The 23,542-nt window shown below is 46.4% G+C and carries 17 protein-coding genes, 7 tRNA genes and 3 rRNA genes; 11 read left to right on the top strand and 16 right to left on the bottom strand.

Translation table 11 applies throughout. From position 1 onward, the window contains the following. Window positions 1-127: 127 nt before the first annotated feature. The 6 genes from rocF to M1D59_RS00990 all read right to left on the bottom strand — a co-directional run bounded on the left by rocF (window position 128) and on the right by M1D59_RS00990 (window position 1,783). Window positions 128-1,042, bottom strand: coding sequence for an arginase (gene rocF, locus M1D59_RS01015; RefSeq protein ID WP_458117714.1), 915 nt, complete (start codon window positions 1,040-1,042; stop codon window positions 128-130). 125 nt (window positions 1,043-1,167) lie between these two features. Beyond that, a tRNA-Gln gene (locus M1D59_RS01010) sits at window positions 1,168-1,239 on the bottom strand. 4 nt (window positions 1,240-1,243) lie between these two features. Next, window positions 1,244-1,328, bottom strand: a tRNA-Tyr gene (locus tag M1D59_RS01005). An 8-nt stretch (window positions 1,329-1,336) separates the two neighbouring features. Further along, window positions 1,337-1,409, bottom strand: a tRNA-Thr gene (locus M1D59_RS01000). A 59-nt stretch (window positions 1,410-1,468) separates the two neighbouring features. Continuing rightward, window positions 1,469-1,544: transfer RNA gene (locus M1D59_RS00995), tRNA-Val, on the bottom strand. 164 nt (window positions 1,545-1,708) lie between these two features. Continuing rightward, window positions 1,709-1,783: transfer RNA gene (locus M1D59_RS00990), tRNA-Glu, on the bottom strand. Window positions 1,784-1,967: 184 nt separating this feature from the next. Here M1D59_RS00990 and M1D59_RS00985 point away from each other — a divergent pair. The 8 genes from M1D59_RS00985 (at window position 1,968) to M1D59_RS00950 (ending at window position 11,351) form a co-directional block, all read left to right on the top strand. Further along, complete coding sequence (locus M1D59_RS00985) at window positions 1,968-2,420, top strand: 2-thiouracil desulfurase family protein (RefSeq protein WP_025810879.1); 453 nt, start codon at window positions 1,968-1,970, stop codon at window positions 2,418-2,420. 174 nt (window positions 2,421-2,594) lie between these two features. Further along, window positions 2,595-3,512 (top strand): N-acetylmuramic acid 6-phosphate etherase, encoded by a 918-nt coding sequence (gene murQ / locus M1D59_RS00980; protein WP_245117834.1) that lies wholly within the window; start codon window positions 2,595-2,597, stop codon window positions 3,510-3,512. Between the two features lie 18 nt (window positions 3,513-3,530). Next, window positions 3,531-4,388, top strand: a complete 858-nt coding sequence (locus tag M1D59_RS00975; protein WP_020449916.1) for a MurR/RpiR family transcriptional regulator — start codon at window positions 3,531-3,533, stop codon at window positions 4,386-4,388. Between the two features lie 16 nt (window positions 4,389-4,404). Further along, a complete protein-coding gene (locus M1D59_RS00970) occupies window positions 4,405-5,772 on the top strand; it encodes a PTS transporter subunit EIIC (RefSeq protein ID WP_020449915.1) in 1,368 nt (455 codons plus the stop codon). 66 nt (window positions 5,773-5,838) lie between these two features. After that, window positions 5,839-7,188, top strand: coding sequence for a penicillin binding protein PBP4B (pbp4b, locus tag M1D59_RS00965; RefSeq protein ID WP_039073107.1), 1,350 nt, complete (start codon window positions 5,839-5,841; stop codon window positions 7,186-7,188). A 14-nt stretch (window positions 7,189-7,202) separates the two neighbouring features. Next, complete coding sequence (locus tag M1D59_RS00960; RefSeq protein WP_458117713.1) at window positions 7,203-9,134, top strand: glycoside hydrolase family 3 N-terminal domain-containing protein; 1,932 nt, start codon at window positions 7,203-7,205, stop codon at window positions 9,132-9,134. Then, window positions 9,134-10,363 carry an exo-beta-N-acetylmuramidase NamZ family protein gene (locus M1D59_RS00955; protein WP_020449912.1) on the top strand — a complete coding sequence of 410 codons (1,230 nt, stop codon included), beginning with the start codon at window positions 9,134-9,136 and terminating at the stop codon, window positions 10,361-10,363. The genes M1D59_RS00960 and M1D59_RS00955 overlap by 1 nt, the downstream gene beginning before the upstream one ends. A gap of 118 nt (window positions 10,364-10,481) precedes the next feature. After that, window positions 10,482-11,351, top strand: a complete 870-nt coding sequence (locus tag M1D59_RS00950) for a PhzF family phenazine biosynthesis protein (protein WP_458117712.1) — start codon at window positions 10,482-10,484, stop codon at window positions 11,349-11,351. Between the two features lie 29 nt (window positions 11,352-11,380). On the opposite strand, the gene M1D59_RS00945 is transcribed toward M1D59_RS00950, so the two are convergent. The 3 genes from M1D59_RS00945 to M1D59_RS00935 form a co-directional block, all read right to left on the bottom strand. After that, window positions 11,381-11,794 carry a DUF5391 family protein gene (locus M1D59_RS00945; RefSeq protein ID WP_026580420.1) on the bottom strand — a complete coding sequence of 138 codons (414 nt, stop codon included), beginning with the start codon at window positions 11,792-11,794 and terminating at the stop codon, window positions 11,381-11,383. A gap of 34 nt (window positions 11,795-11,828) precedes the next feature. Then, complete coding sequence (locus tag M1D59_RS00940; RefSeq protein ID WP_095292699.1) at window positions 11,829-12,770, bottom strand: bile acid:sodium symporter family protein; 942 nt, start codon at window positions 12,768-12,770, stop codon at window positions 11,829-11,831. Window positions 12,771-12,921: 151 nt separating this feature from the next. Next, complete coding sequence (locus M1D59_RS00935) at window positions 12,922-13,143, bottom strand: hypothetical protein (protein WP_020449908.1); 222 nt, start codon at window positions 13,141-13,143, stop codon at window positions 12,922-12,924. Between the two features lie 175 nt (window positions 13,144-13,318). Here M1D59_RS00935 and M1D59_RS00930 point away from each other — a divergent pair, with 175 nt between their 5' ends. Then, window positions 13,319-14,488 (top strand): serine hydrolase domain-containing protein, encoded by a 1,170-nt coding sequence (locus M1D59_RS00930; protein WP_023857673.1) that lies wholly within the window; start codon window positions 13,319-13,321, stop codon window positions 14,486-14,488. 432 nt (window positions 14,489-14,920) lie between these two features. On the opposite strand, the gene M1D59_RS00925 is transcribed toward M1D59_RS00930, so the two are convergent. The 5 genes from M1D59_RS00925 to M1D59_RS00905 all read right to left on the bottom strand — a co-directional run bounded on the left by M1D59_RS00925 (window position 14,921) and on the right by M1D59_RS00905 (window position 19,938). Further along, window positions 14,921-14,993 (bottom strand) — tRNA-Thr (locus M1D59_RS00925). 2 nt (window positions 14,994-14,995) lie between these two features. Further along, window positions 14,996-15,070: transfer RNA gene (locus M1D59_RS00920), tRNA-Asn, on the bottom strand. A 43-nt stretch (window positions 15,071-15,113) separates the two neighbouring features. Then, window positions 15,114-15,229, bottom strand: a 5S ribosomal RNA gene (gene rrf, locus M1D59_RS00915). A gap of 58 nt (window positions 15,230-15,287) precedes the next feature. After that, window positions 15,288-18,217: ribosomal RNA gene (locus tag M1D59_RS00910) — 23S ribosomal RNA — on the bottom strand. Window positions 18,218-18,388: 171 nt separating this feature from the next. Continuing rightward, window positions 18,389-19,938: ribosomal RNA gene (locus tag M1D59_RS00905) — 16S ribosomal RNA — on the bottom strand. Together the 16S, 23S and 5S rRNA genes with 2 tRNA genes alongside form the textbook arrangement of a ribosomal RNA operon. A 337-nt stretch (window positions 19,939-20,275) precedes the next feature. Here M1D59_RS00905 and pdaB point away from each other — a divergent pair. Further along, window positions 20,276-21,040 (top strand): polysaccharide deacetylase family sporulation protein PdaB, encoded by a 765-nt coding sequence (pdaB, locus tag M1D59_RS00900; protein WP_025810445.1) that lies wholly within the window; start codon window positions 20,276-20,278, stop codon window positions 21,038-21,040. An 8-nt stretch (window positions 21,041-21,048) separates the two neighbouring features. Here the strand turns inward: pdaB and M1D59_RS00895 are convergent, their stop codons facing one another. Next, on the bottom strand, window positions 21,049-21,648 hold the full coding sequence (locus tag M1D59_RS00895; protein ID WP_020449905.1) for a KinB-signaling pathway activation protein: 600 nt from the start codon (window positions 21,646-21,648) through the stop codon (window positions 21,049-21,051). A gap of 113 nt (window positions 21,649-21,761) precedes the next feature. On the opposite strand from M1D59_RS00895, the gene gerD reads away from it, so the two are divergent. Further along, the gene (gene gerD / locus M1D59_RS00890) at window positions 21,762-22,343 is read left to right on the top strand and encodes a spore germination lipoprotein GerD (RefSeq protein ID WP_023855899.1); all 582 of its coding nucleotides are present in this window, start codon (window positions 21,762-21,764) and stop codon (window positions 22,341-22,343) included. A gap of 53 nt (window positions 22,344-22,396) precedes the next feature. On the opposite strand, the gene M1D59_RS00885 is transcribed toward gerD, so the two are convergent. Further along, window positions 22,397-23,458 carry an Mrp/NBP35 family ATP-binding protein gene (locus M1D59_RS00885; RefSeq protein ID WP_020449903.1) on the bottom strand — a complete coding sequence of 354 codons (1,062 nt, stop codon included), beginning with the start codon at window positions 23,456-23,458 and terminating at the stop codon, window positions 22,397-22,399. Window positions 23,459-23,542 lie beyond the last annotated feature (84 nt).

Raw genomic sequence — 23,542 nt, 5'->3', positions numbered from 1 at the left:
AGGGTGTAGATGCTTTGACAGGGATCATGCGCTTAATATTAGCTTAAAATTATTATACAACCTAAATATTATGAAGTTGAGACTTTTTTATAAAAAAAAGCAGCCTAAGGCCGCTCTTCAACCGCACCTAAAGCAGCTTTTCGCCAAACAGCGACCCCATTAAGGCGACTGCCGCTTCAGCCGTCCTGTTTTTCTCATCCAATATCGGGTTGACTTCGACAAACTCAGCGGACGTAATCAGCTTCGATTCTTCCAGCATTTCCATCGCCAGGTGGCTTTCCCTGTAGCTGATGCCTCCCGCTACCGGGGTTCCGACACCAGGCGCATCGTTCGGATCAAGCGCGTCTAAATCGAGTGACAGATGGACACCGTCCGTTCTGCCGTGCAAATAGTCTATCGTTTCTTCCATCACCCTCGTCATACCGAGGCGGTCGATTTCATGCATTGTATACACTTTGATCCCTTTGTCGCGAATCAATTCTTTTTCCCCGTCATCAAGTGACCTCGCACCGATGATGACGATGTTCTCCGCTTTAATTTTCGTTTCTTTTCCATAGATGCCTGTCAGCCCTTCATGGCCGATCCCCAGGCTGATGGCGAGCGGCATACCGTGAATATTGCCTGAAGGAGACGTTTCTTTCGTATTTAAATCAGCATGGGCATCATACCAGATCACACCCAGGTTTTGATAATGCTTCACAAGGCCGGCCAGCGTTCCGATCGCTATGCTGTGGTCACCGCCCAGCACGAGCGGAAAAGCACCTGAAGCCACGATCTTATCAACGGTCTCAGCAAGTTTTGCACTCGCTTTTGTAATCGCTTTCAAGTTTCTCAGCTCTTCAGATGCCGGCTCCCCGCCTTCTTTCTCATCCTCTCTTTGCCCGATTGTCATATCGCCGAGGTCTTCAATATCCTGACAAAGGCTTTCCAACCGTTCATTAACACCGGCACAGCGAATCGCGCTCGGTCCCATATCGACTCCCCGCCTCAGCTGACCGAGATCCATCGGTACGCCAATCATTGAAATCTGCTGTTTTAACATATGATATCCCCCTTTCAGACCTTCATTGTACCTTCCAATTCGGAATTGACTCAACAAGACATTTTTTTGAATAGTTATACAAAAAAGACAAAATAAAAAGGACATCCTAACAGGATGTCCAAAAACTGGGCTAGCTGGATTCGAACCAGCGCATGACGGAGTCAAAGTCCGTTGCCTTACCGCTTGGCTATAGCCCAATAATGGTGGAGGGGGACGGATTCGAACCGCCGAACCCTGAGGGAGCGGATTTACAGTCCGCCGCGTTTAGCCACTTCGCTACCCCTCCAAAAACAGTGCCGGCCAGAGGACTTGAACCCCCAACCTACTGATTACAAGTCAGTTGCTCTACCAATTGAGCTAGACCGGCATGATACGGTATCTTATGCAGTTACCGGCGCGGTTGTGACAAAAACCGATCCGAAAAAATGGTGGAGGATGACGGGATCGAACCGCCGACCCTCTGCTTGTAAGGCAGATGCTCTCCCAGCTGAGCTAATCCTCCGCAGTACAGGACGTACAAGTGCATGCGTTGCAACAGGACGTTGCGATCTTAGCATGCCTTCCTTGCCTTTAAAGTACAAGTGCGCGTTGCAACAGGACGTTGCGACCTTAGCATGCCTTCCTTTTAAAAATTCCGGCATTCGCAGCGTGCTGTCCAAAAAAGAATGGTGACCCGTACGGGATTCGAACCCGTGTTACCGCCGTGAAAGGGCGGTGTCTTAACCACTTGACCAACGGGCCATCATCGTGTTTCAAGCAGCTCTCGTAAAGCTGACAAAAGTTATTATATACAGGTTCCTCCCCATTTGTAAAGGGGTAAATTAAAATTTTTATTTTCAAATTTTTTATTCATAAACATTGAGAAAAACGCAGAAATTTTGTTTAAAATAGGGCTATCTGATGTGCAAGAGAGGGGACGCGAAAAATGATACTGGTAAGTTCATGTCTGGCCGGGGTGGAATGCCGCTATAACGGATCGCACAGCTATGTGGGGAAAATCAATAAGCTTGTTGAAGAAAAAAAAGCGGTGATTGCTTGTCCCGAGCTGCTCGGCGGATTTCAAACGCCAAGGGAACCGGCCGAAATTATAGGCGGGTCGGGAGAAGACGTTTTAGACGGCAGGGCGGTGATCAACACACAATCGGGAAAAGACGTAACAGACCTGTATATAAAAGGAGCTTATCTAACATTGGAGATGGCAAGGCAAATCAAGGCTGATACGATCGTGTTGAAGGAAAACAGCCCGTCTTGCGGCAGCGGCCATATATACGATGGAAGTTTCTCAAGCCAAAAAATAGCCGGCAACGGCGTTACAGCAGCGCTTCTGAAAAAAGAAGGCTTCCGTGTGATTTCCGAACACCAAATAGACGAGCTGTAATACCTGAACATAAGCGCAGTTCATCTGCGCTTTATTTTATGTCGGCAATCCGTTGTTTAGAACTTCATTGAAATAAAATTTTAATATTTACCTTTTTTTATTGAAATAATATTCCACCCTTAATATACTGAAAATTAAGAAATATATGCACTTCATCATCAGGAGGAGTTGTCGATGGAAAACAGCCATTTAGGTTCATTAACGACCGAACGCCGGAATGAAAGATCCAGGCGCATTCACCAGTCAAAGACGATTGATATTTTGAAAATCATCAATGATGAAGACAAAACTGTGGCCGAAGCTGTACAAGAAGTCTTACCAGAAGTTAAGACCGCCGTTGACTTCGCCGTCGGGTCGTTAAAGAAAGGGGGACGGATCATCTACATCGGTGCCGGTACAAGCGGGAGACTCGGCGTACTCGATGCAGCTGAATGCCCGCCGACGTTCAGCATATCTCCCGAGTCGGTCATTGGCATCATTGCAGGAGGAGAAAAAGCTCTGTACAAAGCCGTCGAAGGCGCTGAAGATCACGAGGCATTCGGCAGACGGGATTTATCAGCCGTTAACCTCTCAAACAATGATACCGTAATCGGAATCGCCGCCAGTGGTCGGACTCCATACGTTCTCGGCGCTTTGAAGTATGCCAGGGAAAGTGGCGCCAAGACCGTCTCACTGACATGCAACAAAAACTCGGCGATCAGCCAGGTGTCAGATCACAGCATAGAAGTGGTCGTCGGCCCTGAAGTTATTGCCGGATCGACGAGAATGAAAGCAGCAACCGCTCATAAAATGATTTTAAACATGATTTCAACGGCGGCCATGATCAAAATGGGAAAAGTCTATGAAAACCTCATGGTAGACGTAAAAGTAAGCAATGACAAATTAAAGGAGCGGGCGATTCGCATCATCCAAACGGTCACAGGTGTTCCAAAAGAAGCGGCGGCACTAGCGTTAGAAAAATCCCATAACCAGGTCAAAACCGCCATCATCATGCTGAAAACAAACGAAGATGCGGCCGCTTCCGAAAACCTGCTTGAGAAATCAGAAGGCGATATCGAAAAAGCTCTATCCATTTATGAAGACCAAGTTTAAAGAAGAAAGGAAGAAACAATGGCTGCAGGAGGATTGGAAATCATTCAGAATATGCTTCACAGATTGCCGCAATCTGAACGAAAGCTTGCCGAATACATTTTGAAAAACCCACACGAGGTCGTAAACGGCACCATTCAAGAGGTGAGCTCTTCGGCTAAGACAAGCGGGGCGGCGGCAATACGGCTCTGCAAATCTCTGGGGCTGAAAGGCTTTCAAGATTTAAAAATGAGGGTCGCCGGCGATTTAATGAAACCGTCTGATCAGGGATACCGGGATATCGAACCGCAAGAGCCGCTCCATTCAATCGTTCAAAAAACAACCAGCAATTCGATTCAGGCGATTCGCGATACCTTTGAAAACATTGACCACGAAGATCTTCAAAAAGCGATTCAAATACTGATCAACGCAGAAACGGTTCATTTTTGCGGGATCGGGGCTTCAGGAATCGTCGCACAAGATGCCCAGCAGAAATTTTTGCGCATCAATAAAAAAGCCACCGCTTTTAGTGATATGCATCTTGTCGCGACATTAATCGCCAATGCCGGCGAGAATGACGTTCTGTTTGCCATATCCCATTCAGGAGAAACGCATGAAATCGCCAATGCAGTCAGACTCGCCAAAAAACATGGCATTAAAACCATTGGACTGACGCGGTTTGGACAGTCTGCTGTCTCTTCATTAAGCGATATCGCCCTGTATACGTCATGCTCAAACGAAGCGCCGTTTCGCAGCGCCGCCACCTCCTCTCGTTTAACTCAGCTTTACATGATTGACATTCTGTTTTTAGGCATAGCCGCGGAGCGCTACGAGGACATCATTCAGTATATTGATCAAACAAAAGCGGCCATCCGCATGATGGGAATGAGCGAATTGTAAAAAAGGGGGATATAAAATGAGCGATGAGAAAAAATATGCCGGCCTGGCAAAACTGATTTTACAACACATCGGCGGCCCGTCTAACGTCGCGGATTATACCCATTGTATGACGCGCCTGCGCATCACGCCTGTCAACAGTCAAAAAACCGACATCGGCTCAATCAAAGCGCTTGAAGGCGTGATTGGCGTCGTTGAGGAGGAAACGCTTCAGATTATCCTCGGCACCGGCGTCGTACAGCACGTATCAGACGAATTCGGGAAGTTGCTTCAATCCGCGGAAGACGTTGACTTAAAACAATCCGCAGCCAAACATAAAGCTGAGATTTCCAAGAAAAACGCGACGCCTTTTAAATTGTTTCTTCGGCGGATCGCAAGCATTTTTATACCGCTGATCCCCGCTTTGGTCGCCTCAGGCTTGATTACCGGAATCACCAAAGCCGTTATCCAAGCAGGCTGGCTCGCTGAAACATCACAAACCGCCATTATTTTAACGGTAATAGGTTCAGGTTTATTTACGTATTTGGGCATCCTGGTCGGGGTCAATACGGCGAAAGAATTCGGCGGCTCCCCCGCACTCGGCGGATTAGCCGGTATTTTAATCATTAACCCGGCCGTTGGTGATATTTCGCTTTTCGGTGAAGCGCTTTTGCCGGGACGCGGAGGTTTAATCGGTATTTTATTCGCAGCTGCATTTATCGCTTTTCTCGAAAAACGGGTCAGGCGCCTTGTACCTCATTCACTCGACATCATCATCACACCTACAGTCTCCCTTCTCATCACAGGAATCGTCACTTACGTTGTCTTCATGCCTGTCGGCGGCTTGATATCTGACGCCATTACGTCAGGACTTCTCGCCATCTTAGATCTCGGCGGCATTATCGCCGGCTTTGTACTGGGGGCCACCTTCCTTCCGCTCGTCGTAACCGGACTGCACCAGGGATTGACACCCGTTCATATGGAATTAATCAATTCAATCGGCGATGACCCGTTGCTGCCGATTCTGGCTATGGGGGGCGCAGGTCAAGTAGGCGCCGCTTTTGCGATCTATTTCAAAACAAAAAAAGCAAAGCTCAAAAGAGCCATTGCCGGCGGACTGCCGTCAGGCCTGCTCGGAATCGGTGAACCGCTCATATTCGGTGTGACTCTTCCACTCGGACGTCCGTTTTTAACCGCGTGCCTCGGCGCCGGAGTAGGTGGAGCCTTTCAAGCGTATTTCAAAATCGCGACCGAATCGATAGGCGTATCAGGTCTTCCTTTGTCATTTTTAGTCCATACCCACCAAGTTCTTTTGTATATTCTCGGTTTGTTTATTTCCTATGCTGCCGGCTTTGCCTTAACATATCTCTTTGGTTTTAAAGACGATATGGCAGTTGAATTTGATTAAACGTTTGTTTAAAATTCCCACTATACATTTTTTGACAGAAAGGAGTGAAGCAAGCTGAAAAAGTTTATGATCAGCGCTGCAGCATCGTCCCTATTGTTGCTGACATGCTTTTTCCCGCTTCCGTCATCAGCACAGACTGCAATTGCGAACGAGACAACAGGTCAGCTGACATATCCCGTATTAACGAAGGCGAAAACACCTGAAGAAGCCGGTTTTTCTTCGGAAAAGCTTAAAGTCGTGGACCGTCTGATCGAACAGGATGTCAAAGCGGGCTTTCCCGGGGCTGCCTTGATTTTGATAAAAGACGGAAAAATCGTCAAAAAAGAAGCATACGGCTACAAGCAGAAATACAACGGCCTCTCGACGCTCAAACATCCAAAAAAAATGAAAGCAAACACGATGTTTGACCTCGCCTCCAATACAAAAATGTATGCCGTCAATTTTGCCTTGCAGCATTTAGTGAGCACCGGAAAGCTTGACTTGAACAAAAACATTTCACATTATCTTTCTGATTTCAATGATCACCCGGAAGACGATGTAAAGGGAAAAAACCGGCTCCGCGTCATAGATTTGCTCCACCATCACGCAGGCTTCCCTGCAAGCTGGAACTATTACGACCCGAAAGCAGCCGGACACCTCTACTCTCAGTCACGGAGCAAAACGCTTGAATATCTTGTCAAAACCCCCTTGTCATATGAACCCGGCACAAAACAAATTTACAGTGACATCGACTATATGCTCCTCGGGCTGATCATAGAAAAAGTCACAAACGAGCGTTTAGATACCTTTGTTGAAAACCAATTTTACCGGCCTCTCGGGTTGCGGCATACTTTGTTTAATCCGCTCCAAAAGGGCTTTAAACCGCCGCATTTTGCAGCTACGGAACGAAAGGGAAACACCAGAGATGGCACCATCTTGTTTCCAAATATCAGAACTTACACGCTTCAAGGGGAAGTCCACGATGAAAAAGCGTTCTATTCAATGGAAGGCGTCTCTGGGCATGCCGGCCTTTTTTCCACCGTTGACGACGCAGCAGTGCTCCTTCAAGTCATGCTGAACGGCGGCGGTTACGGGAAACAACATCTATTCAGCCGTTCGGTCATTTCACAATTTACTGAGCCGTCAAAAACAAATCCCACATATGGACTAGGATGGCGGCTTAACGGCAATACCGATATGGAGTGGATGTTCGGCAAGCACGCCAGCAACAAGGCATACGGCCATACCGGCTGGACGGGAACCGTCACTATCATCGATCCCGTGTATCAAATCGGCATTGTGTTGTTAACCAATAAAAAGCACTCTCCTGTCATCAACCCTAAAGAAAACCCGAATCAATTTGAAGGTGACGCATTTGCAACCGGAAAGTACGGCAGCGTCATTACAGCTATTTACGAGGCGTTACATCACCAATAGGAGGCGACCCTTATATGAAAAGATTTCTTCAATGCGCGTTGATTGCATTGCTGTTATCGTCTCTCGCTTTGCAGCCCGCCGCTCGCGAAGCAGAAGCGAAACAGCAGCCGGAACAACACCTCAAACAAATGGTCAGCAGCATGTCGCTTGAAGAGAAAATCGGACAAATGCTGATGCCTGACTTTAGAAACTGGAAGAAAAAAGGGGAATCGAACGCCAAAGGATTAACAAAAATGAATGACGAAGTCGCGGGAATCATTCAAAAATACCGGCTCGGCGGTGTCATTCTTTTTGCTGAAAATGTCACAGGCACAGAGCAGACTGTACGGTTAACGGACGGCTTGCAAAAAGCGAGTCCTGACATTCCGCTCTTTATCACGATCGATCAGGAAGGCGGGATTGTCACCAGACTTGAATCAGGCACAAACCTGCCCGGCAATATGGCAGTCGGTGCATCGCGAAGCAGCAAAAATGCCTTCAAATCAGGAAAAATCATCGGAAAAGAATTAGCATCGCTGGGCATCAACGTGAACTTCAGTCCTGTACTTGATGTCAACAACAATCCCGGCAACCCGGTCATCGGCGTTCGTTCTTTCAGTTCCAAGCCTGAGCTGACTTCAAAGCTCGGCATCCAGATGATGAAGGGCCTGCAGGACGAGCAAATGATCGCTACAGCAAAGCACTTTCCCGGACACGGCGATACAGCGGTTGACAGTCATTACGGATTGCCGCTTGTTCCGCATGATGAAAAAAGGCTGAGAAGCATTGAACTTGCGCCATTTCAAAAAGCGATCGATGCAGGGATTAACATGATCATGACAGCGCATGTCCAGTTCCCCGCCTTTGACAATACAACCTATAAAAGCAAAAAAGACGGCGAGGACATCATGGTGCCTGCAACACTTTCCAAAAAAGTCATGACAGACCTTCTCCGCAAAGACCTCGGCTTTAAGGGCGTTGTCGTAACAGACGCTTTAAATATGAAAGCCATTTCTGATAATTTCGGACAGGAGGAAGCCGTCGTCATGGCTGTCAAAGCAGGAGTCGACATCGCCCTCATGCCCGCACAAGTCACATCGCTTGAGACCGAAAAAAATCTAGCGCGTGTATTCGAAGCTCTTCTGACAGCCGTTAAAAAAGGTGAGATCCCTATCGAACAAATCGATCAGTCGGTGGAGCGAATCCTTCAATTAAAAATAAACCGCGGTATCATCGATCACACCGGCTCCGAACCGCTTCAGAAAAAAATCAAATACGCCTTGAAAACGGTCGGCAGCAACAAACACATGAAATCCGAAAGGAAAATGGCAAGAGAAAGCGTCACCATTCTTAAAAATGAAAAAAGCACCTTGCCATTCAAACCGAAAAAAGGGGATACCGTCCTCATTCTCGCCCCATACGAAGAGCAAACAGCAGCAATCGCCAAAACCATCAGCAAAATAAAGAAAAACATCAAGGTCGTCGAATATCGATTTGCAGAAAAAACGTTTGATGAAGAGATTCAAAAGAAAATTGACGAGGCCGATTATGTCATCACAGGATCATATGTAGTCAAAAACGATCCTGTTGTGAACGACGGTGTCATTGATGACAGCATTCAAGACTCAAGCAAGTGGGCAACTGCTTTTCCGCGCGCCGCCATGAAATACGCTCAGGCAAACGGGAAAAAATTTGTCTTAATGAGCTTACGAAACCCTTATGACACGGCAAATTTTGAAGAAGCCGCTGCCGTGATCGCAGTATATGGCTTTAAAGGCTATGCAAACGGGGGCTTCAGGCAGCCGAATATTCCGGCCGGAGTGGAAGTTATCTTCGGAAAGGCAAAGCCTAAAGGAACATTGCCCGTAGACATTCCTTCGGTCACACGCCCCGGAGAAACCCTTTACCCGTTCGGCTACGGGTTGAATATTAAAAACGGCAAGCCGCTTCACAAAGGAGGGTCATAATGAGAAAAAAAGCGATCTGGCTGCTTGCGGGAATGTTTGTCTTCAGTACATTAACCGCAGCAGCGGCCTTTCCGGACAAAGAAAAGAAAGCAAAGGTCTCACCGGGTATTGAAGTGATCATGAACAAGAAAAGCATATTAAAAGGAAAAAGGGTCGGTCTCATCACAAATCCAACCGGTGTCAATTCAGCATTAACAAGCAGCATCGATTTGCTTCACCAAGCCCCCGGTATTGAGCTGACCGCTCTCTATGGTCCAGAGCACGGTGTAAGGGGAGACGCTCAAGCCGGCGATAAGGTTGACTCTTATATTGATGAAAAAACCGGTCTCCCCGTCTACAGCCTTTACGGAGATACGAGAAAACCGACACCGGAGATGTTGAAAAACGTTGACGTCCTGCTATTTGACATCCAAGATGTCGGAACGCGGTTTTACACTTACATTTACACAATGGCTTATGCGATGGAGGCGGCAAAAGAAAACGGCATTCCATTCATTGTTCTTGACCGGCCAAACCCGCAAAGCGGCTTAAAAGTTGAAGGACCTGTCCTTGATCCAGATTATTCTTCATTTGTCGGAATGTATCCCATCCCTTTAAAGCACGGAATGACCGCAGGAGAACTGGCAAAGCTGTTTAATGACGAATTTAACATCGGCGCCGATTTAACCATCATCAAAATGAAAGGGTGGAAGCGACAGATGTTCTTTGAAGACACTGGTCTTCCTTTCGTCCTGCCTTCCCCGAACATGCCGACGCCGGATACGGGCATCGTCTACCCGGGCACAGGTTTAATTGAAGGAACCAATATGTCAGAAGGAAGGGGCACGACAAAGCCTTTTGAATTAATTGGTGCGCCCTACATGAAAAGTACGGAACTCGCCGAAAAATTAAACGGTCTGAAGCTTCCTGGCGTCCGATTCAGAGCCGCCTCGTTCACTCCGACATTTTCAAAGCATCAAAATAAACTGTGCCACGGGGTGGAGCTTTACGTGACAAACAGGTCCGCTTTTAAGCCTGTAAATACCGGTATCGCGATCATCAAAACCGTCCATGACCTCTACCCGGACGACTTTGAGTTCCTCCCTTCAGGCAATTTCAACCGTCTGATCGGGAATGGATGGGTCAAAGCTATGATTGAACAAGGCGCTTCAATTGATGAAATCGTCAAAAAATACGAAGCAGATCAAAAACGGTTTATGAATATCAGAAAGAAGTATTTGCTTTATTAGGAAGAGCGGGATCCGCTCTTCTTTATTTTTTTAGACTGTTCAATGATTCTCATCTCATGTAAGATATGTAAAACTGCCTTTAGGGCAGGAAGGTCATTTTAAAGGGGAGAGACATCGGATGGAATTTTACCTTGTGGACGTGTTTGCAGAAACAAAATATACAGGAAACCAGCTCGCCGTTTTTAAAGCAGAAAAGAACCAATCAAGTGATAAAATGCAAAAAATAGCTAGGGAAATTAATTTTTCCGAAACAACATTTATATTAGGGAAACAGGAAAACAGCGGGTATGATGTCCGAATCTTCACCCCGGAAAAAGAAATTCCGTTTGCAGGACATCCGACGCTGGGCACAGCGTTTATCATAAAGAATGAAATCGAAACTGAACCATCTTCAAGCGTCATTTTAAATGTTCGAGCAGGCGCAATACCGGTATCGTTTGACAAAGGTGAAGATCAGATCATTTGGATGAAGCAAAATCCGCCTGTATTTAATCGAACTTTTGATAAAGAAATGATGGCAGAAGTACTCGGTATCGACACATGTGATATGGATTTGGATTTCCCGATACAAGAGGTTTCCACAGGTCTGCCAGCAGTTATCGTCCCGTTAAATTCGCTAAGTGCAGTTAAAAAATGCAAAATCAACAAGGATCGGTTTGAAGCTTTTATGAAAGAAACAGAAGCCAGTCTGCTCGTTTTTTCTACGGAAACCTATCATGAACAAAATCATATCAATACACGAGTTTTTTGCGACTGTCTCAGCGTTCCCGAAGATCCGGCAACAGGAAGCGCGATCGGGGATCTCGCAGGATATTTACTGCATCACGGTTATTTTAATCAAAATGACCTCAGCATAAGGGCTGAACAAGGGTATGAAATAAACCGGCCTTCCCTGCTTTATATTGAAGCGCATACAACGGAAAACAGCATAGAAATTCACATCGGGGGAAACGTCCACCTGATCGCAAAAGGAACTTGGCGAACTTGAACACAACGCGGGAAAGCGGTTTTTAAATATTAGAAAGAAGCAGCCGCTGACGGCCTGCGAAAAGCGGCGACTAACCAAATCACATTCACGATCGCTGACAGAATGCAAAGGCATACGACGCCCAATAAAGCAGAAGCATATCCGCCAAAAGCGCCAATCAACATAACCACTGGAATCATGGTCAGCGTGATGATTAATCCAATTCCGCAAAGAACAGCCATTACAAACTTCATCGCATCAAACCCGGCCATATAAACAGCAAGGGGAAGGATATAAAAGAGTAAAACGGTTCCGATTGCCGCCCACATCCCCAAAGTGCCAAACTCATTAGCATGGGGGCCTGAATGAGCGAGCGGAGAAAGTGAAGCTGTGACTAATAAAGAACAAAACAAAAATGCGGAAATTAAAGTCCACATCATCACACTTACCCTATTGGTTTTCATTTTTTTTCACTCCTGTAAGGTTTGAGTCTGCCAACTATGAGGGCAGACTCGTTTTTTTGTCTAAATGATACGTTTTTTTCAGCTCGCTTCTTGCAAGCAAATGCCCATATAGCGCAGCCAGGATCTGCTGAAACAGCATGCCGATGACAACGGGCACCGCCACTTGCGGCGGAAAAAATCCGGTGGCCAACACAGCGCCGGCGCTAATATTCCGCATTCCTCCGGTAAAAATTAAAGCCACGATTTCCTCCTGGGGCCGTTTCATCAGCCGACCGATCAGCCAAGCTGTCATGTATCCAGTAAATGCCACCAAAAAAACCGTAACGGCTATCGTTAAAAACTTTAAATCGACGTTTTTCAGGTAAGGAGCGACAACTGAGCTGTTAATCGCCACCACGGCGGCTAACCCGATTTTCGAAAATGGAGCGCAATTTGCGCTTAAACGCGCTGTCCGCTCCGGTATTGAAAATTGATTGACGAGCATTCCTAACAAAGAAGGAATCACAATCATTCCGACTAAACCTTTCATCATACCGATTACATCCATTTCAACATGCGCCCCGGCCAGGATGGAAAGACTGAACGGAACGATGAAAGGCGAAAGAATCGTGTCCACTAAAATAATCGATAGGGTTAAGCCGATGTTTCCTTTATACATGGCAGCCCAAATCATACTCGTAATACCCGTCGGAATGACAACACCAAGGGTAAGCCCTGTAATCGTTAATGAATCTCCGCTAAACACAAGATGCCCCGTGCCCCATGCCAGAACAGGCATAAATATGTGCAAAACAAATAAAGCGAGTAGCATCGGCAAGGGATGAACCATCGCTGTTTTCAGCGACTGAAAATTTGCCCCAAGGCTGCCGGCAAATGTCATAAACGCAAAAATCCACGGCACAAGACCCGCCAGCCCATTTAAGTAATCCGCAAGCAACACCCCGCTGACAACACTTAAAGGCGTCAGTAAAGGCATAATCTTACCAAGTGTTTTATTGATCGTCTGAAGCATAGATGTAAAACGCCCGCTCTCTTTAAATCGAATTTACATTCATTATAACAAAAGATGGAATATCAAAACAGGAAGGGAATACAGAAAAGAAGACAGCAAGATGAAAGAGCAGCTTTTAGGCATAATGAGCTATGCTTCTTTTTTTATAGGGGAACACGGTTAAAATGGCCTCTATCTTAAACATTCTGAACTGCTGTTTTTGGAAGCAAAATGCTTTCACATAACCGTTTTTAATTTCTTTCACGAGAATCGCCCGTTTAGAAAAACTACTTTCTTTCATGTAAATGATTTCTACCGGAAAACCGTCTTCCATTGAACGATACAACAGCTTATTCATCGTCTCACCTCACATCTTTATTTTATAAGAACATTTGTTCTTATTCAAGTGTAAATAAAATGTAAATTTTGGCATTATCCCAAACCATGTATGAAAATATTAGCATTTTGAAGAAACTTTTTAAGGGGTTATTGCGTCAGTAAATACGTCACATATAAAAGAAGGAGTACCCGCCATGGCAAGAACATACAGAACGCGAATAAAGAAAAGAAAAAAGAAGAAAACAAAAAGAAGGCTCATCATTCTTTCCTTTCTTCTTGTTTGTGGGGTAATTTATCTTGCACTTCCAAGCGGTATGCGAGATCACCAAGAAAATCAACTACAGGCAACTGAAAAAAAAGAACAGCCTGAAGCAAAGAAGAAGACAAATCAAAATGAAACAAAAAAGAACCCTATCATCACAAAAAATGATAATGCTCAATTGGATCAATATTTAAAAAGCATTGGATTCAGCGGCACAGCATTAATTGTAGAAGACGGAAACGTTGTGACAAGCAAAGGGTATTTATATGCAAACCGCGAGGAAATGGTCCCCAATACACCGGACACCGTCTTTTATGTTGGGTCATCACAAAAAGCAATTATTGCAACGGCAATTTTACAGCTTGAGGAAAAGGGATTGCTATCAGTAAATGACCCCGTTTCTAAGTATCTTCCTGACTTTCCAAACGGCTCAAAGATCACCCTTTATCATTTCTTGACACACACATCAGGGATTAGGGGGCACAAAGAAGGCCACGGATATATTTCGCCGGAAGATTTAATGAAAGATATCGAAAAACGAGGCGTAAAATACCCAACTGGGAAATGGGATTATAGAGACTCCAATTACTCGGTTCTGGCATACATTGTCTCCATGGTAAGCGGTGAACCAGTCGATCAATACATCAAAAAGCACGTTTTTAAACCTGCCGGTATGAAACACGCAGGCTTTTATAAAACATTTGCTAAAGAGTCAAATCCGTCGACAGGGTATAAATTAAACCCGCAAAAAGAGCTTTATACGCCTGACATGCCGAATTTATCACAGCTTTATGGGGCTGGTGATATTTATATGACCGCTTATGATATGTATTTATTTGATAAAGCACTTTACGAAAGAAAAATCATTTCCAATGAAAGTTTTATGAAAATGTTTACGCCAAACAAAGCAACATACGGTATGGGCTTTTATGTGTCGCCGGGAAGCTATTCTAGTCACGGTGTCATGCCCGGCTATAACATATTAAACAGCTTCAGTCTGACAGGGAGCAGATACGTCATTCTATTTTCTAACATCCAAAACAACATCAAATCTTTTGGCAGTGTAAACAATCGGATCTTCTCTATTTTAAATGGATTTTAAACATATTTAAACAAGCTCTCTGTCATCCGAGTCAGAGAGCTTGTTTAATAGCAGAAAAAGTTTTTACGGTTAAAAGGGATTTTAATTATAAATATGGAAGATGGATAATAAATAATTTTCAATATAAAGGAAGGTTGTCATGTCTTTATTAACGCTTAGCAAAATCGTGACCGTTATTGGCGTTGTAGCATTATTTATATGGACTTTTAAAGACTCAAAACAGCATGAACCTGATACGTTAAAGTACGGGAGTTATATGTTGTTCCTTCTTGTCTTAGAAGTCGCAATTAACGTTTTATATGAGAGGGTATAGCAGTAAGCAGGCGTTAAGCCTGCTTTTATACATTCTATAAGTTGAAAGCAAAATATCATAAAACAAAAAAAGCTTTCTCCACCATAGGAGAAACCTTGTCATATCAACGTATTCACTTAAGCTTCCAAGCGGGCTCGAACCGCTGACCTCTTCCTTACCATGGAAGTGCTCTACCTGCTGAGCTATGGAAGCATTGGCTCCGCAGGCAGGATTCGAACCTGCGACCGATCGGTTAACAGCCGATAGCTCTACCACTGAGCTACTGCGGAATAAGATAAGCTTCAATTCATGCAGGGTAAAGATATATAAACAGCTTGGCGGCGTCCTACTCTCACAGGGGGAAGCCCCCAACTACCATCGGCGCTGAAGAGCTTAACTTCCGTGTTCGGCATGGGAACGGGTGTGACCTCTTCGCTATCGCCACCAAACTATGTATGAGAGGTGTTCTCTCAAAACTAGATAACGGTCAGACAATTCACAAACATTTAGGTTAAGTCCTCGATCGATTAGTATCTGTCAGCTCCATGTGTCGCCACACTTCCACCTCAGACCTATCAACCTGATCATCTTTCAGGGATCTTACTTCCTTGCGGAATGGGAAATCTCATCTTGAGGGGGGCTTCATGCTTAGATGCTTTCAGCACTTATCCCGTCCGCACATAGCTACCCAGCGATGCCCTTGGCAGAACAACTGGTACACCAGCGGTGCGTCCATCCCGGTCCTCTCGTACTAAGGACAGCTCCTCTCAAATTTCCTGCGCCCGCGACGGATAGGGACCGAACTGTCTCACGACGTTCTGAACCCAGCTCGCGTACCGCTTTAATGGGCGAACAGCCCAACCCTTGGGACCGACTACAGCCCCAGGATGCGATGAGCCGACATCGAGGTGCCAAACCTCCCCGTCGATGTGGACTCTTGGGGGAGATAAGCCTGTTATCCCCGGGGTAGCTTTTATCCGTTGAGCGATGGCCCTTCCATGCGGAACCACCGGATCACTAAGCCCGACTTTCGTCCCTGCTCGACTTGTAGGTCTCGCAGTCAAGCTCCCTTGTGCCTTTACACTCTGCGAATGATTTCCAACCATTCTGAGGGAACCTTTGGGCGCCTCCGTTACCTTTTAGGAGGCGACCGCCCCAGTCAAACTGCCCACCTGACACTGTCTCCCCGCCCGATAAGGGCGGCGGGTTAGAAGGTCAATACAGCCAGGGTAGTATCCCACCGATGCCTCCACCGAAGCTGGCGCTCCGGTTTCCAAGGCTCCTACCTATCCTGTACAAGCTGTACCAACATTCAATATCAGGCTGCAGTAAAGCTCCACGGGGTCTTTCCGTCCTGTCGCGGGTAACCTGCATCTTCACAGGTACTATAATTTCACCGAGTCTCTCGTTGAGACAGTGCCCAGATCGTTGCGCCTTTCGTGCGGGTCGGAACTTACCCGACAAGGAATTTCGCTACCTTAGGACCGTTATAGTTACGGCCGCCGTTTACTGGGGCTTCAATTCGCACCTTCGCTTACGCTAAGCGCTCCTCTTAACCTTCCAGCACCGGGCAGGCGTCAGCCCCTATACTTCGCCTTACGGCTTCGCAGAGACCTGTGTTTTTGCTAAACAGTCGCCTGGGCCTATTCACTGCGGCTCTCTCGGGCTTGCACCCTAACAGAGCACCCCTTCTCCCGAAGTTACGGGGTCATTTTGCCGAGTTCCTTAACGAGAGTTCTCTCGATCACCTTAGGATTCTCTCCTCGCCTACCTGTGTCGGTTTGCGGTACGGGCACCTCTCACCTCGCTAGAGGCTTTTCTTGGCAGTGTGGAATCAGGAACTTCGCTACTATATTTCGCTCGCCATCACAGCTCAGCCTTACGGGAAACGGATTTGCCTATTTCCCAGCCTAACTGCTTGGACGCGGATATCCAATACCGCGCTTACCCTATCCTCCTGCGTCCCCCCATTGCTCAAATGGTGAGGAGGTGGTACAGGAATATCAACCTGTTGTCCATCGCCTACGCCTTTCGGCCTCGGCTTAGGTCCCGACTAACCCTGAGCGGACGAGCCTTCCTCAGGAAACCTTAGGCATTCGGTGGAGGGGATTCTCACCCCTCTTTCGCTACTCATACCGGCATTCTCACTTCTAAGCGCTCCACGAGTCCTTCCGGTCTCGCTTCACAGCCCTTAGAACGCTCTCCTACCACTGTTCGTAAGAACAGTCCGCAGCTTCGGTGATACGTTTAGCCCCGGTACATTTTCGGCGCAGAGTCACTCGACCAGTGAGCTATTACGCACTCTTTAAATGGTGGCTGCTTCTAAGCCAACATCCTGGTTGTCTAAGCAACTCCACATCCTTTTCCACTTAACGTATACTTTGGGACCTTAGCTGGCGGTCTGGGCTGTTTCCCTTTCGACTACGGATCTTATCACTCGCAGTCTGACTCCCAAGGATAAGTCTTTGGCATTCGGAGTTTGACTGAATTCGGTAACCCGGTAGGGGCCCCTAGTCCAATCAGTGCTCTACCTCCAAGACTCTTACCTTGAGGCTAGCCCTAAAGCTATTTCGGAGAGAACCAGCTATCTCCAGGTTCGATTGGCATTTCACCCCTACCCACACCTCATCCCCGCACTTTTCAACGTGCGTGGGTTCGGGCCTCCATTCAGTGTTACCTGAACTTCACCCTGGACATGGGTAGATCACCTGGTTTCGGGTCTACGACCACGTACTCATGCGCCCTATTCAGACTCGCTTTCGCTGCGGCTCCGTCTTTTCAAACTTAACCTTGCACGGGATCGTAACTCGCCGGTTCATTCTACAAAAGGCACGCCATCACCCATTAACGGGCTCTGACTACTTGTAGGCACACGGTTTCAGGATCTCTTTCACTCCCCTTCCGGGGTGCTTTTCACCTTTCCCTCACGGTACTGGTTCACTATCGGTCACTAGGGAGTATTTAGCCTTGGGAGATGGTCCTCCCGGATTCCGACGGAATTTCACGTGTTCCGCCGTACTCAGGATCCACTCAGGAGAGAACGAAGTTTTGACTACAGGGCTGTTACCTCCTATGGCGGGCCTTTCCAGGCCTCTTCATCTACCTCGTTCTTTTGTAACTCCGTACAGAGTGTCCTACAACCCCAAGAGGCAAGCCTCTTGGTTTGGGCTGTTCCCGTTTCGCTCGCCGCTACTCAGGGAATCGCATTTGCTTTCTCTTCCTCCGGGTACTTAGATGTTTCAGTTCCCCGGGTCTGCCTTCTCATATCCTATGAATTCAGATATGGATACTGCTCCATTACGAGCAGTGGGTTTCCCCATTCGGAAATCTCCGGATCAAAGCTTGCTTACAGCTCCCCGAAGCATATCGGTGTTCGTCCCGTCCTTCATCGGCTCCTAGTGCCAAGGCATCCACCGTGCGCCCTTTCTAACTTAACCGTTAAAAAGAATCACTACGTGATATCTTGCATTACTAATTGAATGTGATGTCTACTGTTATCTAGTTTTCAAAGAACACGTTTTGAAGGAATGATCCTTCAAAACTAAACAAGATCTAAACGCACCTGTCTATAAGACCGCAAGGTCTTATATTCCGTATAATATCCTTAGAAAGGAGGTGATCCAGCCGCACCTTCCGATACGGCTACCTTGTTACGACTTCACCCCAATCATCTGTCCCACCTTCGGCGGCTGGCTCCAAAAGGTTACCTCACCGACTTCGGGTGTTACAAACTCTCGTGGTGTGACGGGCGGTGTGTACAAGGCCCGGGAACGTATTCACCGCGGCATGCTGATCCGCGATTACTAGCGATTCCAGCTTCACGCAGTCGAGTTGCAGACTGCGATCCGAACTGAGAACAGATTTGTGGGATTGGCTTAGCCTCGCGGCTTCGCTGCCCTTTGTTCTGCCCATTGTAGCACGTGTGTAGCCCAGGTCATAAGGGGCATGATGATTTGACGTCATCCCCACCTTCCTCCGGTTTGTCACCGGCAGTCACCTTAGAGTGCCCAACTGAATGCTGGCAACTAAGATCAAGGGTTGCGCTCGTTGCGGGACTTAACCCAACATCTCACGACACGAGCTGACGACAACCATGCACCACCTGTCACTCTGCCCCCGAAGGGGAAGCCCTATCTCTAGGGTTGTCAGAGGATGTCAAGACCTGGTAAGGTTCTTCGCGTTGCTTCGAATTAAACCACATGCTCCACCGCTTGTGCGGGCCCCCGTCAATTCCTTTGAGTTTCAGTCTTGCGACCGTACTCCCCAGGCGGAGTGCTTAATGCGTTTGCTGCAGCACTAAAGGGCGGAAACCCTCTAACACTTAGCACTCATCGTTTACGGCGTGGACTACCAGGGTATCTAATCCTGTTCGCTCCCCACGCTTTCGCGCCTCAGCGTCAGTTACAGACCAGAGAGTCGCCTTCGCCACTGGTGTTCCTCCACATCTCTACGCATTTCACCGCTACACGTGGAATTCCACTCTCCTCTTCTGCACTCAAGTTCCCCAGTTTCCAATGACCCTCCCCGGTTGAGCCGGGGGCTTTCACATCAGACTTAAGAAACCGCCTGCGCGCGCTTTACGCCCAATAATTCCGGACAACGCTTGCCACCTACGTATTACCGCGGCTGCTGGCACGTAGTTAGCCGTGGCTTTCTGGTTAGGTACCGTCAAGGTACCGCCCTATTCGAACGGTACTTGTTCTTCCCTAACAACAGAGTTTTACGATCCGAAAACCTTCATCACTCACGCGGCGTTGCTCCGTCAGACTTTCGTCCATTGCGGAAGATTCCCTACTGCTGCCTCCCGTAGGAGTCTGGGCCGTGTCTCAGTCCCAGTGTGGCCGATCACCCTCTCAGGTCGGCTACGCATCGTTGCCTTGGTGAGCCGTTACCTCACCAACTAGCTAATGCGCCGCGGGTCCATCTGTAAGTGGTAGCTAAAAGCCACCTTTTATAATTGAACCATGCGGTTCAATCAAGCATCCGGTATTAGCCCCGGTTTCCCGGAGTTATCCCAGTCTTACAGGCAGGTTACCCACGTGTTACTCACCCGTCCGCCGCTGACATCAGGGAGCAAGCTCCCATCTGTCCGCTCGACTTGCATGTATTAGGCACGCCGCCAGCGTTCGTCCTGAGCCAGGATCAAACTCTCCATGAAGTTTGATAATGACTACGCACATTCGCATGTGCGATTTATTTAATGAATTAACAGGTACGTTTGTCTTGTTTAGTTTTCAAAGATCATTTCCGCTTCGTTCAGCGGCTTTAATAATATAACATCAAGCTCACATATTTGTCAATAACTTTTCTCAAAATTATTTTTTGGAGCTTTTTCATGTCAGCTGTTTATCAGCGACGAATAATAATATAACATGTTAATTCAAATCTGGTCAACCCTCTTTTTAATTTTTTTCTTAAGGTGAATTATTGTTATGTTCTATTTTAAACGAGCATAGGATGAATACAAAGCAGCATGGACAAGGAGGAGTTTCTCTGTGAACCATTTTTATGTGTGGCATATGAAACGGATTAAGCAGTTAATCATTATTATGATAGCCGCTTTTGCGACAGCAAGCTTTTTTTATGTACAAAACCTGCTCCCTCTTCCTGTGTTTTCTACAGAAAGCGGAGCAAAAGCGGTATATAGAGGAGACACAGATACAAATGAAGTCGCTCTTACCTTTAATATTAGCTGGGGAGATCAAAAGGCCATGCCTATTTTAGATACATTAAAAGCAAACGGTATTAAAGACGCGACCTTTTTTCTTTCAGCTTCATGGGCGGAGCGCCATCCGGATGTCGTGGAAAGAATCCGTAAAGACGGTCATCAGATCGGGAGCATGGGCTATGCTTATAAAAACTATTCGCAAATGAAGAAAAGCGAAATCAAAAAAGACTTAACAAAAGCACAAAACTCTTTTCAAAAGCTCGGTCTTGAGGACCTCACGCTTTTAAGGCCGCCAACCGGCCAGTTTAATAAAGACGTACTCGATGTCGCTAAACAGTACGGCTATACCGTCGTTCACTACAGTATTAACTCGGATGACTGGACGAACCCGGGGGTTCAAAAGATCGTACAAAACGTAAATGAAACGGTGAGCGCTGGTGATATCGTGCTCTTTCACGCTTCAGATTCGGCCAAACAAACAAAAGAAGCCCTGCCTGAGATCGTGCACCACCTCAGAAGCAAGGGACTCAAAAATGTAACCGTTAGCGATTTAATTGCAAATACGGATGCAAAATCATCAGAAGTAAAATAGCAACCGGTCTAAGCGCGGGCCTGAAACTTTGGCAGCATTAAAAGTTGAAAAGCATTGCAGGCTAATAAAGGAAGCAGCATTAAATAGAGCCAGTCCTCTTCATTGACCCTTAACGCCGGGAACCACTCCATCACAGTAAAAACAAACATTAGAAATAATGCGGAAACGAACGTTTTTTTAGAGGACTGTTTTTGCTTTGCATAAGCGGCCGCAATGCTTACCGCCAAAATAAAGAGCGGCAGCCAAATATACGGAATGATGGAGCCTCCCTCTTTTTCAAAAAACAGAAAACGCAAGTAAACCAAATCAAACGCGACAAATACAATCAAAAACAGCTGAATCGAATTCCACAAAGAATGAGATCTGAAGATTTCCAGTGCAAAACGGTGAATCGTTAAGAAAATCACAAACCCCATTTGAGCAATCACGCTAAAGATCATGCCAACCCCGATAAACCAAAATAGAACAGAAAGAATCTCCAATACCTCGAAGGAAAGAAACAGCTCCTTATATCTTCCCCACTCAATGGCAAAACCGACAATACTTGTAGTCAAAGCTCCGACACCCAACACGGAAAAGAAAAATCGGACGAGATTACGGCTTTTCATTGTAGACTTCCCAACCCCTAAGTAAACGCTGTAGCAGCGATATTTTGTTATGTATAAATTTATAAAAGACATTCATATTAAAGGTAAGACGAGTTTTCGAAAGGAGCTTAAGCATGTTCAAGACCACAATGCTATCGATAAGCTGTTTTCTGTTTCTATCTGTAACAGCTTGTGCTCCCACGGACCAAGCAGCTGAGATGGACTATGATCAAACCAAAAAGATGGTTGTCGATATATTAAAGACAGATGACGGAAAAAAAGCGATTCAAGAAATATTAAATGATGACAAATTAAATGAAACACTTGTGATGGATGAAAAAACCGTCAAAGAAACCGTTGAAAAAACAATGACCTCCAAAAAAGGAGCCGAATTTTGGAAAAAAGTCTTCGAAGATCCAAAATTCGCAGAAGGCTTTGCCAAAACACTTCAAAATGAACATGAAAAAGTGCTGAAAAAACTGATGAAAGATCCTGAGTACCAAAAAATGCTGATCCAGGTCATGCAGGATCCTGAAATGGCCAAAAAATACGGCGAACTTGTCAGAAGCCAGGAATTCCGAACCCACCTGCAGGAAGTAATATCCGACACTCTGTCAAGCCCGCTCTACAGAAAGCAGTTTGAAGAGGAACTGAAAAAAGCTGCTTCTGAAAGCATGAAAGAAGAAATGAAAGGCGGCGAAGAAAAACAAAGCTAAGCCGCTTTTCATTCACTAAAAGCTTCTTCCGCGGAGGAAGCTTTTTCTGATCTTTAAGCTTTTACGCCAATGCTTTCGTCGATTTTTTTGGCGATATCCAAATAAATGGCACCGGTCGGATGACTTTCATCATAAACGGACGGCGCGAATTCGCTGTCATCCCAATCGGGCTGCTTCAGCGGAATTTTGCCCAGAATCGGAACACCGAGTTCTTCTGCGAGCTTCTCGCCTCCGCCTTTGCCGAATACGTATTCCTTTTCGCCTGTTTTGACGCTTTCGTAATAAGCCATATTTTCAACGATTCCCAAGATTTCATGATCGGTCTTCAAAGCCATCGCGCCCGCTCTTGCAGCGACAAACGCGGCAGTAGGGTGCGGCGTCGACACGATCACCTCTTTGCAGCTTGGAAGCATTGAGTGAACATCAAGCGCTACATCGCCTGTTCCCGGCGGCAGGTCTAAGATAATATAATCGACATCTCCCCATTCAACCTCATGGAAAAAGTTATTCAGCATTTTTCCAAGCATAGGGCCTCTCCAAATGACAGGGGCATTGTCTTCAACAAAAAATCCCATCGAAATTACTTTGACTCCGAATCTTTCAACCGGCACGACCTTTTCTCCTTCAATCGTCGGCCGTACAGTGATTCCCATCATATCCGGAACGCTGAATCCGTAAATATCGGCGTCGATTAATCCGACTTTCTTTCCGATTCGAGCCAAAGACACAGCCAAATTGACGGACACCGTCGACTTGCCGACGCCGCCTTTACCGCTTGCCACCGCTAAAAACACAGGCTGTTTTTCACTATTCAGCAGAGATTGATCTTGCCCTTGGGCAGACTCTTGATTATTCATCACGACTTCTTCAGGCAGCTCCTCAAAACGCAGGCCGACCGTCTCTGCACCGGCTTCTTTTAACCGTATGACGATTTCCTGCTGAAGCTGCATTTGTTCGGCAGATCCCGTTTTTGCGAGCGCCACCTTTACGCTGACGTGCCGTTTTTCGGGTTTTATTTTAATTTCCTTGACGGCATCCAGCTCTCTGAGCGGCTTGTGAAGAAATGGCTCGTCCAAATCGCCGACTATTTTTTTTACATCGTCTTCTCGCAACATTGATCTCACCCTTTGTTGTATTCGTTTACAAAATAAGTATAGCATATCTTTCCTTATAGTGTCTTTGACACAAAAAGAAACCCT

The sequence above is a fragment of the Bacillus sp. PK6-026 genome (assembly GCF_054161455.1).
This window is presented reverse-complemented; position numbering and strand designations above follow the sequence as displayed.

Coding starts and splice junctions, on each gene's coding strand:
- rocF (WP_458117714.1), bottom strand. CDS start 1,042: ATGTTAAAACAGCAGATTTCAATGATTGGCGTACCGATGGATCTCGGT.
- M1D59_RS00985 (WP_025810879.1), top strand. CDS start 1,968: ATGATACTGGTAAGTTCATGTCTGGCCGGGGTGGAATGCCGCTATAAC.
- murQ (WP_245117834.1), top strand. CDS start 2,595: ATGGAAAACAGCCATTTAGGTTCATTAACGACCGAACGCCGGAATGAA.
- M1D59_RS00975 (WP_020449916.1), top strand. CDS start 3,531: ATGGCTGCAGGAGGATTGGAAATCATTCAGAATATGCTTCACAGATTG.
- M1D59_RS00970 (WP_020449915.1), top strand. CDS start 4,405: ATGAGCGATGAGAAAAAATATGCCGGCCTGGCAAAACTGATTTTACAA.
- pbp4b (WP_039073107.1), top strand. CDS start 5,839: ATGATCAGCGCTGCAGCATCGTCCCTATTGTTGCTGACATGCTTTTTC.
- M1D59_RS00960 (WP_458117713.1), top strand. CDS start 7,203: ATGAAAAGATTTCTTCAATGCGCGTTGATTGCATTGCTGTTATCGTCT.
- M1D59_RS00955 (WP_020449912.1), top strand. CDS start 9,134: ATGAGAAAAAAAGCGATCTGGCTGCTTGCGGGAATGTTTGTCTTCAGT.
- M1D59_RS00950 (WP_458117712.1), top strand. CDS start 10,482: ATGGAATTTTACCTTGTGGACGTGTTTGCAGAAACAAAATATACAGGA.
- M1D59_RS00945 (WP_026580420.1), bottom strand. CDS start 11,794: ATGAAAACCAATAGGGTAAGTGTGATGATGTGGACTTTAATTTCCGCA.
- M1D59_RS00940 (WP_095292699.1), bottom strand. CDS start 12,770: ATGCCTTTACTGACGCCTTTAAGTGTTGTCAGCGGGGTGTTGCTTGCG.
- M1D59_RS00935 (WP_020449908.1), bottom strand. CDS start 13,143: ATGAATAAGCTGTTGTATCGTTCAATGGAAGACGGTTTTCCGGTAGAA.
- M1D59_RS00930 (WP_023857673.1), top strand. CDS start 13,319: ATGGCAAGAACATACAGAACGCGAATAAAGAAAAGAAAAAAGAAGAAA.
- M1D59_RS00895 (WP_020449905.1), bottom strand. CDS start 21,648: ATGAAAAGCCGTAATCTCGTCCGATTTTTCTTTTCCGTGTTGGGTGTC.
- gerD (WP_023855899.1), top strand. CDS start 21,762: ATGTTCAAGACCACAATGCTATCGATAAGCTGTTTTCTGTTTCTATCT.
- M1D59_RS00885 (WP_020449903.1), bottom strand. CDS start 23,458: ATGTTGCGAGAAGACGATGTAAAAAAAATAGTCGGCGATTTGGACGAG.